Source organism: Herbaspirillum seropedicae, assembly GCF_001040945.1.
Lineage (GTDB): Bacteria > Pseudomonadota > Gammaproteobacteria > Burkholderiales > Burkholderiaceae_D > Herbaspirillum > Herbaspirillum seropedicae.
In genome coordinates, this window is the sequence record NZ_CP011930.1 from 1,128,281 (window position 1) to 1,141,183 (window position 12,903).

The following is a 12,903-nucleotide window of genomic DNA, read 5'->3' on the forward strand; positions in this document are numbered from 1 at the left end:
ATGTCATGGGGCCTACGCCTGCGCCAGCACGCTGGCATGGGTGTCCAGCAGCGCCAGCGCTTCCTGCCGGCTGGGCATGGAGGGCGCGGTGCCGGGGCGCGTCACCGAGATGGCCGCGACCGCCGTGGCCAGTCGGGCGGCTTCTTCGGCGGACATGCCTTCGGCCAGGCCGGCGGCGAAGGCGCCGTTGAAGGCGTCGCCTGCACCGGCGGTCTCCACCACCGTGCCTGCGCACAGCGCCGGCAGGTGCAGCGACTGGCTGCGGCTATGCAGCAGCGAACCCTGTGCCCCCAGCGTGATGAGGGCGCAGCCCACGCCGCGCTCCAGCAGCACATCGGCGGCGCGGCGGGCGTCGTCGATGTGGTGGATCTCGATGCCGGTCAGCAATGCGGCTTCGTGTTCATTGGGCGTGATGAAATCGCACAGGCCATACACCTGTGCTGGGAACGCCAATGCCGGCGCGGGATTGAAGACCGTCGTGGTGCCTGCTGCGCGGGCGATCTGCAGGCCGGCCAGTGCGGCCTCGGGGGGCTGTTCCAGTTGCGTGACGAAGACCTTGGCCGCTTCGATGGCCTGGCGTTCGCGCTCCACATCCTGTTCCGATAATTGCGATGCCGCGCCTGGCACCACGATGATGGCGTTGTCGCCGCTGGCGTCGTTGACGTAGATGAAGGCTGCGCCGGTGGGCGCGCCGTCGATCACGCGGACGTGCGGGGCGATGGTTTCACGCCGCCACAGCGACAGGGCGAAGTCGCCGAAGGCGTCCTTGCCGATGGCGGAGATGAAGCGTACCGGAGCGCCCACGCGGGCAGCGGCCACGGCCTGGTTGGAACCCTTGCCGCCGGGGCCCATGGCAAAGCCGGTGCCGGCGATGGTCTGGCCCAGGCCGGGCATGTTCGGGGCGCGGAAGGCGAGGTCGGCCACATAGATGCCGAGCACGGCCACGCCTTGCTTGTGCGGGAAGGAAGTCATGCTCACGCCTCCGGGGGCAGCACACCTTTTTTGAGGAGGAAGCAACCGTAGAAGCGGCGCTCGCCGGTGGCGATGACGCAATAGGCTTTCTTGGCGGCTTCATAGAAGGCGAAACGCTCGATGGAGCCCAGCGGGCGGGCGCGACCTTCGGCCTGGTTCACTTCCTGTTGCAGTTCTTGCTGCACCGGGGGAATGGTGGCGGGCTCGCCCATGATTTCCATGCGGCGCACCGGTTGTTCCACCGCATTGTCCAGCGGCAGCACCGAGAGGATGGCGCGGGCCGCTTCGGTGGTGCCTACGCCATCGATGCGCAGCACCTTGCCCAGCACCGTCTGGCGCGCGACCGAGTCGGCGGGGAAATTGGCGTCGCACAACACCAGTTCATCGCCGTGGCCCATGGCGCGCAGGGCGTAGAGCACGTCGGCGTTGAGCAAGGGATGCAGATTCTTAAGCATGTCGTCTCCTGTGGATTTTATAAGTATGCTTATAGGATAAATCTAAATCTTGTGACTTGTGATTCCTTGTCCAGCTTGAATGTTCACTGAAAAAATCTAATTTTTTGTAGCTTGCCTCTGAGGGGTTTTGTTAGTCAGGAGATTGTCAGCAATCTGCTGGTAACCTTCCGGGCATCCTTTCCCGTTGAGCGGGAAAGGATTCATTCGCCATACGGTATCCAGACGTTCTTGATATGCGTGGCCTGGCGCAGGTATTGCGCGCCTTCCCCTTGCGCCGCATCATGCCAGTCGGTGACGTAACCGTGATCGACAAAGCAGCGCTTGAGATTGCCGGTGGAGAGCCGCTCCGCCGTCGCCGAGAACTCGGCCGGTCCGCGCACCCATAGCGCTTCGACTTCATCATGTTCGGCCAGCACGGGCAGCAGTTCGGCGCTCTTGCCGGTGACGATGTTGATGACGCCGGCGGGCAGGTCGGAGGTGTCGAGCACCTGGTACAGGTCGGTGGCCACCAGCGGCGCTTGCTCGCTGGGGACCACCACCACGCGGTTGCCCATGGCGATGAGCGGGGCCACCAGGCTGATGAGGGCCAGCAGGGGCTTTTCCTCGGGGCAGACCACCCCCACCACGCCGATGGCTTCCGGCATGGCCAGCGCCACGCCGCGCATGGGCGGCTGGTGGACTGCGCCTTCGAACTTGTCGGCCCAGGCGCCATAGGTGAAGAGCCGTTTGATCGACGCGTCCACTTCGGCGCGGGCTTCGTCGGCGGTGACGCCGGTGGTGCTGGCGATGCGGCGGGCGAATTCCTCGGTGCGGGCGGAGAGGTTTTCGGCGATGTAATACAGCCCCTGTGCGCGGCGATGCGGGCTGGCGCTGGTCCAGCCGCCCGCCTTGACGGCGGCGGCCACGGCGTTGCGGATATCCTTGCGATTGCCCAGGCCGACATCTTCCAGCCGCTCGCCCTGAGTGGAATGGCAGGCCATGGACACCTCGCCATCCGGACGCACCTGCTTGCCGCCGATATAGAGTTTGGCCGTGCGATCAATGGCGCCGCCCTGCAGGGGGGAATCTGCGTCTGCGCGGATGGCGCGTCGGGCCGAGGGCTGGCGCAGGCTGCCTGCCTGCTGGCGCCTGGGCTTGAGGTATTCATAGCAGCCTTCGCGCCCACCTTCACGGCCATAGCCGGATTCGCGCACCCCGCCAAAACCGACCGCCGCATCGAACTGGTTGGTGCTGTTGATCCACACCACACCAGCCTTCAGTTGCGGGGCCACGCCCAGGGCCAGGCCGATGGTTTCACTCCAGATGCTGGCGGCCAGCCCATAGCGGCTGTTGTTGGCCAGTTGCACGGCCTCGTCGGGCGTGCGGAAGCTCATCGCCACCAGCACCGGCCCAAAGATCTCTTCACTGGCCACAGTCGCCGCCGGGTGGACGCCGGTCAGCAGCGTGGGCGGATAGAAGCAGCCGCCGGGCGGCGTATCGAGCACCACCTGATGGCATTGCGCGCCTTCACGCACACCCTGTTCCACCAGGCTCCTGACGCGTTCCAGCTGTACCGGCGAAATCAGCGCGCCCATGTCGCTGCACTTGTCCAGCGGCGCGCCGACCTTCAGTTTCTGCATGCGCGTCTTGAGGCGCGCAATGAACAGATCGTGGATGCCTTCCTGCACCAGCAAGCGGCTGCCAGCGCAGCAGACCTGGCCCTGGTTGAACCAGATGGCGTCGACCACACCCTCGATGGCGGCATCGATATCGGCGTCCTCGAAGACGATGAAGGGCGACTTGCCGCCCAGTTCCAGCGTGAGCGACTTGCCACTGCCGGCGGTCTGTTCGCGGATCAGGCGACCCACTTCGGTGGAGCCGGTGAAGGCAATCTTCTGGATGCCGGGATGGGCCACCACGGCCGCGCCGGTGGCGCCATCGCCAGTGACGATGTTCAACACGCCGGCCGGCAGGCCAGCCTGCTGCGCCAGTTCGGCGAAGAGCAGGGCGGTCAGCGAAGTGTTCTCAGCCGGCTTGAGCACGACGGTATTGCCCAGCGCCAGCGCCGGGGCGATCTTCCACGCCAGCATCAGCAGCGGGAAATTCCACGGCACGATCTGGCCGACCACGCCCACCGGCACGTGATCAGGGAATTCGCTCTCCTGCAACTGCGCCCAGCCGGCGTAGTGATAGAAGTGGCGCGCCACCAGCGGCACATCCACATCACGCGATTCGCGCAGCGGCTTGCCGTTGTCCAGCGTTTCCAGCACGGCCAGCAGGCGTGCGTGGCGTTGCACCGTGCGCGCCAGTGCATACAGGTGACGGGCGCGGCCATGGCCACCCAGCGCCTGCCAGCCGGGCAGCGCCGCTTGCGCTGCCTGGACGGCGGCGTCCACATCGGCTGCCGAGCCCTGGCTCAGGTGTGCCAACAGCTTGCCGCTGGCCGGATCGATATCGTCCAGATCGGCCTTGGGCTGGGTGAAGCGCCCCGCGATGAAGTGGCCGAACGAAGCCTCGTGGCTGGCCAGCCAGGCGCGGGCATCCTTGTCGCTTTCGGGGGCGGGGCCGTAGTCCATGGTGTCGAAGTAGGTGGAAACGCTCATTGTCTTGTCCGTGCAGGTGGCGTGGCTTAGCCGATGGCATGCCGGTTGAAGGCGGAGTAACGGCCGGTGACGTGGTGTTCCAGCTGGCGCTCGATATCGGCCAGCAGGCTGGAGGCGCCGACGCGGAAGAGGTCCGGCTGCAGCCAGTCATGGCCCAGTTCTTCCTTCATCAGCACCTGGTATTCCAGTACGTCCTTGGCCGTGGCCACGCCGCCGGCGGGTTTGTAGCCGACCTTGATGCCGGTCATCTCCTGGTATTGGCGGATCATGCGCAGCATCACCAGCGACACCAGCGGCGTGGCGTTGACGCTTTCCTTGCCGGTGGAGGTCTTGATGAAATCAGCGCCGGCCATCATGCAGACCATGGAAGCCTTGGCCACGTTGCGCAGGGTCTTGAGTTCGCCGGTGGCGAGGATGGCCTTGACGTGGGCTTCGCCGCAGGCCTGGCGGAAGTCGCGCATCTCGCGGTACAGCGCTTCCCAGTTGCCGGTGAGCACGTGTTCGCGGGTGATGACGATATCGATCTCGGCCGCGCCATCGCGTACCGACGCTTCGATTTCCTTGAGCTTGAGTGCATGGGGATTGAGGCCCGCCGGAAATCCGGTGGACACGGCGGCCACCGGAATACCCTTGCCTTCCAATGCGTCTACCGCCGTCTTGACGAAGCGGTGATAGACGCACACCGCGCCGGTCGTCAGTCCACGGTCCTGCATGCCCAGTGCTTCGAGCAGGTCTGCGCGCAGTGGATTGGCCGCCTTGGCGCACAGGCGGCGTACGCGTTGCGGCGTGTCGTCGCCGGAGAGCGTGGTCAGATCGATGCAGGTGATGGCCTTGAGCAGCCACGCGGCCTGGGCATCCTTCTTGACCGAACGGCGGCCCTTGAGGGTAGCGACGCGCTTCTCGGCGGCGCTCAGGTTGATGCGCAGGTGTTCGAAGGCGGCGGCGTCATAGGCTTGCACGCTGTTGCGCGGATGGCCGGTGGGGGCGCTGTCGGGCTGCGCGACATCGGCCTCGCCCTGCGCACTGCGCAGGGAAGGGGTCTTGCGGGTCATGTTCATGGCTGCGTAACTTTTAGTTAATTACCGTAGACTGACGCCTACGGGGCAGTGTCTCTTCCATGTCTTGCCTGGCTTGCCTTGCGCTGGGTCAGGCTGGGTGCTCGCTTGCATCGACGCCAGCGGAGAGCCTCGCTACAATCTCTTCCCAATGCTGCTAAATGTTTTGCAAATAACATTTAATGGATGTAACGTTACATCCATAACTTTTTACTTGCAACCGTTTTTTGTTAGAAACATTTTCCCGCTCAGGAAAAAATCGCCCATGGCTTCCACGTCCACCCCTTCCACCAAAGCAGCACAACCCACGCTGGGCGCACGTTCCCGCGCGCTGCGGCTGACCCGCATGCAGGAGATGATCCGCGATCACGGCCCTACGCCGCTATCGCGCATCGCCGATGTGCTGGGCGTGACAGTGATGACGGTGCGGCGCGACCTGGCCGGCGAGGATTCGCCGCTGATCTGCCTGGGTGGGCATGTGCTGGAGGCCAGTCCGGGGGGGAGCGAGAACCGCTATTCGATCGACCGCGAAGCCGACCAGCATGCCCAGCGCAAGCGCCTGGCCTGCCAGCATGCAGCGCGCCGCGTAGTGGAGGGGGACAGCCTCTTCATCGACTGCGGCACCACCATGACCCATCTGGCCGAGGCCTTGCCGCCGGAGATCGGGCTGAGCGTGATTTGTTATTCCCTGAACATTGCCAACATCGTCAGCCAGCGACCGAACACGCAGGTGATCCTGCTGGGCGGGCTGTATCACCCTTCATCGGCTTCCTTTGCTTCCGAAGAGGGCGTGGCGTATCTCAAGCGGCTGGGCGTGAACAAGGCCTTCCTGTCGGCCGGCGGGGTCGATGCGCGGCGCGGGGTGAGCTGTTCCAATTTCCATGAAGTGCCGATCAAGCAGGCTGCCATCGAGAGCGCGGCCCAGTGCTATGTGGTGATCGACCAGAGCAAGCTGGGCCGTTTCCGTCCGGCCTTCTACAGCACGCTGGAAGTGTTTTCGGGGATCGTGGTGGGCGGCACGCCGGAACAGGACCAGCTGGACCTGTTCTCGGACTTTCCTCTGGAGGTGGTAGCGGGCTGAGGCGAGACGAACCTGGTTCGGGCTCAGTTGCGCGTGGCGATGGCGGGATAGTCGCCAAAGCCGTCCGGCCAGGGCGTGAGGATTTCATAGCCCTTGGACGTCACCACCACCATGTGCTCCCACTGTGCGGACAATGATCCATCGGCGGTGACCACGGTCCAGCCGTCGTCGAGCTGTTCGGTGTGGCGCTTGCCGGCGTTCAACATCGGTTCGATGGTGAAGATCATGCCTTCCTTCAGCGGCAGACCGGCATTGCGCTGGCCGTAGTGCAGCACCTGCGGTTCATCGTGATAGACCGTGCCGATGCCATGGCCGCAGTATTCGCGCACCACCGAAAAACCATCACGCTGCGCCACCGTCTGGATGGCATGGCCGACATCGCCCAGGGTCGCGCCCGGGCGCACGGCGCGAATGCCCGCGCACATGGCTTCGTAGGTGGTGTTGACCAGCTTGCGGGCGGTGGCGTTGGGGGAGCCGACGAAGTACATGCGGCTGCAATCGCCATACCAGCCATCCTTGATGACGGCCACGTCGATGTTGATGATGTCGCCATCCTTGAGCACCTGGCCGCCGGGGATGCCGTGGCAGATGACCTCGTTGACCGAGCTGCAGATGGTCTTGGGGAAGCCGTGGTAACCGATATTGGCCGGCGTGGCCTTCTGCACCTGGACGATGTGGTCGTGGCAGATGCGATCCAGTTCGTCGGTGGTCACCCCGGCCTTGACGTGCTCGGCCACGATGTGCAGCACTTCAGCAGCCAGTTGTCCGGCTACGCGCGCCTGGGCGATTTCTGCGGCGTTGCGCAGCTTTACTTTTCTCATGCTTGTCTTGTTCCGGTGGACCGCCCGGTAGAGGGTGGGCGGTGGTCGTGTGGTCGGCTATTTTATCCGGCCTCGGCCCAAGACGCAGCCAAGTCGCTCGCCTAATTCGTGCGCGCCGCCGTCCATTGCACTGCAAACACACTGCCCAGCACGACCACCAGTCCCGCCAGGGCGATACCCGAGATCGACTGGGACAGGATCACCCATCCCAGTACGACCGCCGTCAAGGGACTGAGCAGGCCGAGTGACGCCACCGCCACCGTGGGCAAGCGGCCGATGCCGCGAAACCACAGCGCATAGGCCAGCAGCGCGCCGGCCAGGCTCAGGTAGGCGTAGGCCAGCTCTTGCGTCAGGCCCAGCGAGGGCAAGGGCGCGTCGACCAGCCAGGCAGCCGGTGCAAGCATCAGCCCGCCGATGGTCAGTTGCCAGCCGGTCAGCGCCAGCACCGGCAAGCGCAATTGCCAGCGCCGCGTCAGCCATACACCTGCCGCCATGCAGCCCGTGCCGGCCAGCGCGGCGGCCACTCCGATGGGTTCGATCCGGGTCTGCGGCGAGAGCAGCAGTACCGCCATGCCGGCCACCCCCGCCACGGCAGCCCACAAGGTGATCTGCGCCGGGGCGCGGCCGTCCACCGCCCAGGCCAGGACCATCACCAGCAAGGGTTGTATCGCACCCAGCACCGCCGCCAGTCCGCCCGGCAGCCGATAGGCCGCCACGAACAGCAGCGCCTGGAACAGGCCGATATTGAATGCACCCAGGACCAGCAGACGCCACCAGTCCGCCCGTGCCGGCAAGCGGCGGGTCATCAGCAGCAACAGCAGGCCGGCTGGCAGGCAGCGGATCAGCGCCGCGGTAAACGGACGGTCCGGCGGCAGCAGTTGCGAGGTGACGATGTAGGTGGATCCCCAGATGGCCGGCGCGATTGCGGTGAGCATGATGTCGCGCCATGGGGGCGCGCTATGAGTGGATGACATGACTTTATCTTCAATTCAAGATAATATCAGTCTAGAAGTCAACTATCTCGAAGTCAAGATAAATGAAAAAGCCAGCCAGACAACATGATGCAGTCGATGTGATCCTCGACCAGTGGCGACGCGAGCGCCCCGATCTCGACCCCGCGCCCATGGGGCCGATCGGCCGCCTCAAGCGCTGTGCGGCACTGCTGGAAGGCCGTCTGGAAGCGGGCTTTGCGTCCTACGACCTGAGCGTGTGGGAGTTCGACATGCTGGCGGCGCTGCGGCGTTCAGGGAGTCCTTACCGCTTGAGTCCGACCGAGCTGTTCTCGACCTTGATGGTGAGCTCCGGGACCATGACCCACAGGCTCAAGCGCCTGGAGACGCGGGGCTGGATCGAGCGCCTGGCCAATGAAGAGGATGCGCGCAGCATGCTGGTGCAGCTCACGCGCAAGGGGCTGGCGCTGATCAACCGCGCCGTCGAAAGCCATCTGGACAATGAACGGCGCTTGCTGGCGGCCTTGCCGGCCGAGTCGCTGGCCGTGCTGGATGCGCAGTTGTCGGCGCTGCTGCTGACGCTGGAGAACCCGCCGGAGCAGCCGCGTTAAGGTCCGGCCAGCGTCTTCGGGGATCAGATGAAGCGCCGTACTGCCTTGCCGCCGAACAGGGCCACCACGGTCATCACCAGCGCCACCCCCACAAAGCTCAGGCGCAGACCCAGGTGCTCGGCCACGCCGCCGATGAACACCGGCCCCAGCAGCATGCCCACATAGGCAAAGCGGGCCACGGCGGCGATGCTCTCGGCGGCGGCCATGCCCGGCACGCGGGCGGCGGCCAGGAAGAAGATCGGCATCAGGTTGGCAATCCCCAGCCCGGACAGCAACAGGCCGCCCAGCGTGGCCAGCGGGCTTGGCCAGGCGGCCGCCAGTGCGATGCCGGCCGCGCCCGCCGCGCCGCTCCAGGCCAGCGTGCGCAGACCGCCGATGCGAGCGCGGATGCGGTCGCCAGTCAGGCGGCCAGCGGCCATGCCGGTGGAGAAGGCGGCATAGCTATAGCTGACCCAGGCCATGGGCGACTGCGCCACATCGCGCATGTAGACGGCGGCCCAGTCATACATGCCGCCCTCGCACATGAGCGCCAGGAAGGCGATGCCGCCCAGCACCAGCACCATGCGGCGCGCGCGCTTGTCAGCGCCGTGGGGCGTGGCGGCGCTGTCGTGGACTTCGTCTGGCAAGGCGAAGGGGCCGATCGACAAAGACACCGCCAGCGTGACCACGCCGACCAGCGCGGCATGCGCCAATGGCGACAGGCCGGGCACCGCCCCCAGCGCCGCACCGGCGATACCGCCGATGCTGAACATGGCGTGCAGGGTGGACATGATGGGGCGCGTGCGCTGGCCTTCGACCAAGGCGGCCTGTACCGACATGGCCACGTCGAAGGCGGCCATGGCGCTGCCGAAGACCAATAACAGCAGCACCAGCATCCAGAATTGCGGGGCCAGCGGGATCAACAGCAGCGTGGCCGCGTAGAGGATGCCGACCTGGCGCAACGCGCGGGCGCTGCCCACGCGGGCGATCCACTTGCCGGACTGGCCCATGGTCAGCAGCGCGCCCCCGGCCACCGCCAGCATGGCCAGCGAGAGCACCGCATCAGACAGCGCAAAGCGCTCCTTGACCGAGGGGATGAGCACGCCCCAGGTGGCGAAGGTGGCGCCATTGACGAAGAACTGCGCCATGGTGGCGCGGGTGGCGTTGCGGATGCGGTGAGGTGCGGCGGCTGATGATGATGATGAGCCTGACGTCATGGAAGACCTGCGGGAAAAATCAGAAAGCGTGACTTTGCCAGCTTTTGCGGGATTCGTTAAATGGAATCTGCGGATGAGCTTGGTCGATGCCTGAGGGTATGGTGGTTTTCACTGAAACCGGTCCTTTCAGCATGTGCTGAAAACCTGCATTCTGGTGAAACAGGCGCTGGCTTTCTATCGTTGCTGCTGCGCTCTTGTCAGGCTGCCTATGCCGCCGCCACAAAAAAGCCCGGCCAGCTTGCGCCGGACCGGGCTGAGGGACTACCGAGGAGGAGGGTTTGGCTTATCGCTTTACCATTCGGCAAAGCTGCCATCCTTGTGGCGCCAGATCGGGTTACGCCAGCGGTGGCCGACTTCGGCGCGCTGACGGACATATTCTTCATTGATCTCGATGCCCAGGCCAGGGCCTTGCGGGATCTTGACGTAGCCGTCTTCATACGCAAACACGTTCTTGTCGCGGATGTAGTCCAGCAGGTCATTGCTTTCGTTGTAGTGGATGCCCAGGCTCTGCTCCTGGATGAAGGCGTTGTAGCTGCCGGCGTCCACCTGCAGGCAGGAGGCCAGGGCGATCGGGCCCAACGGGCAGTGCAGCGCCAGCGCGACGTCGTAGGCTTCGGCCATCATGGCGATCTTGCGGGTCTCGGTGATGCCGCCGGCGTGCGAGACGTCGGGCTGGATGATGTCCACATAACCCTCGGAGAGGATGCGCTTGAAGTCCCAGCGCGAATACAGGCGCTCGCCCAGGGCGATCGGGGTCGAGGTCAGGTGGGCGATTTCCTTCAGGGCTTCGGCGTTTTCCGACAGCACCGGTTCTTCGATGAACATCAGCTTGTACGGTTCCAGTTCCTTGATCAGGGCCTTGGCCATGGGCTTGTGCACGCGACCATGGAAGTCCACGCCGATGCCTACGTTGGGGCCGACAGCTTCGCGCACGGCTTGTACGTTGGCCAGGGTCAGTTCTATCTTGTCGTGGCTGTCGATGAACTGCAGCTCTTCGGTGCCGTTCATCTTCACGGCGGTAAAGCCGCGCGCCACGGCGCTCTTGGCGGCGGCGGCAGTGTCAGCGGGACGGTCGCCGCCGATCCACGAATACACACGGATGGAGTTGCGCACGGCGCCGCCCAGCAGCTGGTGCACGGGCACACCCAGGTCCTTGCCCTTGATGTCCCACAGGGCCTGGTCGATGCCGGCCAGGGCGCTCATGTGGATGGCGCCGCCCCGATAGAAGCCGCCGCGATAGAGCACGGTCCAGTGGTCTTCGATGTTGCGCGGGTCCTTGCCGATCAGGTAGTCGGAGAGTTCTTCCACGGCGGCAGCCACGCTGTGCGCACGGCCTTCGACGATGGGCTCGCCCCAACCGACCACGCCTTCGTCGGTCTCGATCTTGAGGAAGCACCAGCGCGGCGGCACGATGAAGGTGGTGATCTTGGTGATTTTCATGTTCTATCCGGTAACGGTTATGCGTTTAATCTGTTGCGCTTGAAAAAAGATCGTGAGCCGATCTGGTGAAACGATGCATGCCTTCAGTCAATGGCCTCAGGCCAGCGCTTTCCATGCCGCCACGAAGGCCTCGGCGCGCTGGCGCACCTGCTCGGCCGACAGGCCGGGTGTGTACAGCGCAGAGCCCAGGCCGAAGCCCGATGCACCGGCGGCGTGGAACACGGCCATGCCTTCGGGGGTGATGCCGCCCACCGGCAGCAGTGCGATGTCGCGTGCGATCACCGCGCGCCAGGCCTTGACCACCTGCGGACCCAACTGTTCGGCGGGGAACATCTTGAGCACGTCGGCGCCATTGTCCAGTGCGGCAAAGGCTTCGGTCACGGTGGCTACGCCGGGCGCGCTGTAGAGGCCGGCGTCGCGGGCGGCGCGGATGACGGCGCCGTCGCTGTGCGGCATGACGATCAGTTCGCCGCCGGCATCCTTGACCTGCTCCACCTGGGCCGGCTTGAGCACGGTGCCGGCGCCGACGATGCAGTCGGCCGGCAGGCTCTTGCGCAGGGCCGTGATGCTCAGCAGCGGTTCGGGCGAATTGAGCGGCACTTCGATGATGCGAAAGCCGCTTTCATAGAGGGCCGCGCCGATGGCTTCGGCTTCGGCGTTGCGCACGCCGCGCAGGATGGCGATCATGCCGGTGCTGCGCAGGGCGTCGTGGAATCGTTGCGGTTGGGTGTTCATCTGTTCTCTCGTGGTTCGGTGATGTCGCCGGGTCAGGCGACCAGTCCTGCATGGCGGGCCAGTATCCACAGGCCTGCCTCGGTGGCCGCGTCGGCCTCGCTGACCGGCCCCAGGCCGTACAGCTCCAGGGCCAGGCGGTAACGGCGGCACAGGCCGGCGTCGCCGATGAGGACGATGGGCGCTTGCTGTGCCGGGTAGAGACTCTTGAGCGCGGCGATCTCGTGGCCGATCAGCAGGCCCGAGAGGTAATCGGGCTGGGCCTCGGGGGCCAGCTCGCCGGTCAGGCCCAGGGTGCGGCTGCTGAAGATGTTGGAGAGCACGCCGGCCTGGCCCTGCGGCCCCTGCGCCACGCGTGCACCGCGCACGAAGGCGGCGTCGTCAGGGACGTCGGGCTTATGCATGGTGCGGCCGAGGATGGTATGGCCGCACAGCGCGCCATAGACTTCGCCGGTCATGAAGGTGTCGAAATGCTCGATGCGGCCCTCCACCACGCGCACCCACTTGGAATGCGTGCCCGGCAGGCCGATCAGCAGTTCGGACTGGCGCTGCTGCTGCAATGCTCCGATCACCTGGGTTTCTTCCCCGCGCATGACATTGGGCAGGGCCGAGTTCTGCAACAGGCCCGGAATGATCCACAGGGAGCGGCCCAGGCCGGTATCGACTTCGGTGAGCTTGCGGCCGATGCCGTCCGGCGCCAGCGGCACGGTCAGGTAGGCCGCTTCGCGCCAGCCCTGCTTGCTGCCGACCATGCCGGCGGCAATGAGCGCAGCCTCGGGCGCGGCGGCGATCCAGTCGCCGCAGGCCGCTTCCAGGGCGGCGCGGTAGGGCGCTTGGGCGTCGTCGCCATGTTCCACGGCGGGCAGGTTCATGATGCCCCAGGGATGGGCGCGCCGCTCCACCACCTGGCCGCTGCCGTCATAGCGGTAGCAGCGCAGGGAAGAGGTGCCCCAGTCCAGGGCGATCAGGGCGCAGTCATGGTGATTCTGGTTCATCGTGTCTTTCGGT

General features: G+C 65.4%; 12 protein-coding genes. 2 read left to right on the forward strand and 10 right to left on the reverse strand.

Annotated features, from left to right (window positions below; all coding sequences use genetic code 11):
* Window positions 1-12: 12 nt before the first annotated feature.
* From rbsK to deoC, 4 genes are all read right to left on the reverse strand, one after another.
* Window positions 13-972 (reverse strand): ribokinase, encoded by a 960-nt coding sequence (gene rbsK, locus ACP92_RS05080; protein WP_013233050.1) that lies wholly within the window; start codon window positions 970-972, stop codon window positions 13-15.
* Window positions 973-974: 2 nt separating this feature from the next.
* Window positions 975-1,427, reverse strand: coding sequence for an RbsD/FucU family protein (locus ACP92_RS05085; protein WP_013233051.1), 453 nt, complete (start codon window positions 1,425-1,427; stop codon window positions 975-977).
* Window positions 1,428-1,627: 200 nt separating this feature from the next.
* Entirely contained in the window at window positions 1,628-4,009 is a 2,382-nt protein-coding gene (locus tag ACP92_RS05090) for an aldehyde dehydrogenase family protein (RefSeq protein ID WP_013233052.1), read from the reverse strand.
* 26 nt (window positions 4,010-4,035) lie between these two features.
* Window positions 4,036-5,067, reverse strand: coding sequence for a deoxyribose-phosphate aldolase (gene deoC / locus ACP92_RS05095; protein ID WP_013233053.1), 1,032 nt, complete (start codon window positions 5,065-5,067; stop codon window positions 4,036-4,038).
* A 262-nt stretch (window positions 5,068-5,329) separates the two neighbouring features.
* Between deoC and ACP92_RS05100 the strand changes: the two genes are divergently transcribed.
* Window positions 5,330-6,145: a DeoR/GlpR family DNA-binding transcription regulator gene (locus ACP92_RS05100; RefSeq protein WP_013233054.1), complete on the forward strand. Its 816-nt coding sequence runs from the start codon at window positions 5,330-5,332 to the stop codon at window positions 6,143-6,145.
* Window positions 6,146-6,168: 23 nt separating this feature from the next.
* Here ACP92_RS05100 and map read toward each other — a convergent pair whose 3' ends face one another.
* Window positions 6,169-6,966, reverse strand: coding sequence for a type I methionyl aminopeptidase (gene map / locus ACP92_RS05105; protein WP_013233055.1), 798 nt, complete (start codon window positions 6,964-6,966; stop codon window positions 6,169-6,171).
* Window positions 6,967-7,067: 101 nt separating this feature from the next.
* On the reverse strand, window positions 7,068-7,940 hold the full coding sequence (locus ACP92_RS05110) for an EamA family transporter (RefSeq protein WP_013233056.1): 873 nt from the start codon (window positions 7,938-7,940) through the stop codon (window positions 7,068-7,070).
* A 62-nt stretch (window positions 7,941-8,002) separates the two neighbouring features.
* Here ACP92_RS05110 and ACP92_RS05115 point away from each other — a divergent pair, with 62 nt between their 5' ends.
* Window positions 8,003-8,527, forward strand: a complete 525-nt coding sequence (locus tag ACP92_RS05115) for a MarR family winged helix-turn-helix transcriptional regulator (RefSeq protein WP_013233057.1) — start codon at window positions 8,003-8,005, stop codon at window positions 8,525-8,527.
* A gap of 23 nt (window positions 8,528-8,550) precedes the next feature.
* On the opposite strand, the gene ACP92_RS05120 is transcribed toward ACP92_RS05115, so the two are convergent.
* From ACP92_RS05120 to ACP92_RS05135, 4 genes are all read right to left on the reverse strand, one after another.
* Window positions 8,551-9,723, reverse strand: a complete 1,173-nt coding sequence (locus ACP92_RS05120; RefSeq protein ID WP_013233058.1) for an MFS transporter — start codon at window positions 9,721-9,723, stop codon at window positions 8,551-8,553.
* A gap of 291 nt (window positions 9,724-10,014) precedes the next feature.
* A complete protein-coding gene (gene dgoD, locus ACP92_RS05125) occupies window positions 10,015-11,163 on the reverse strand; it encodes a galactonate dehydratase (protein WP_013233059.1) in 1,149 nt (382 codons plus the stop codon).
* A gap of 96 nt (window positions 11,164-11,259) precedes the next feature.
* Entirely contained in the window at window positions 11,260-11,898 is a 639-nt protein-coding gene (locus ACP92_RS05130; protein ID WP_013233060.1) for a 2-dehydro-3-deoxy-6-phosphogalactonate aldolase, read from the reverse strand.
* 32 nt (window positions 11,899-11,930) lie between these two features.
* Window positions 11,931-12,890 carry a 2-dehydro-3-deoxygalactonokinase gene (locus tag ACP92_RS05135; RefSeq protein WP_013233061.1) on the reverse strand — a complete coding sequence of 320 codons (960 nt, stop codon included), beginning with the start codon at window positions 12,888-12,890 and terminating at the stop codon, window positions 11,931-11,933.
* Window positions 12,891-12,903 lie beyond the last annotated feature (13 nt).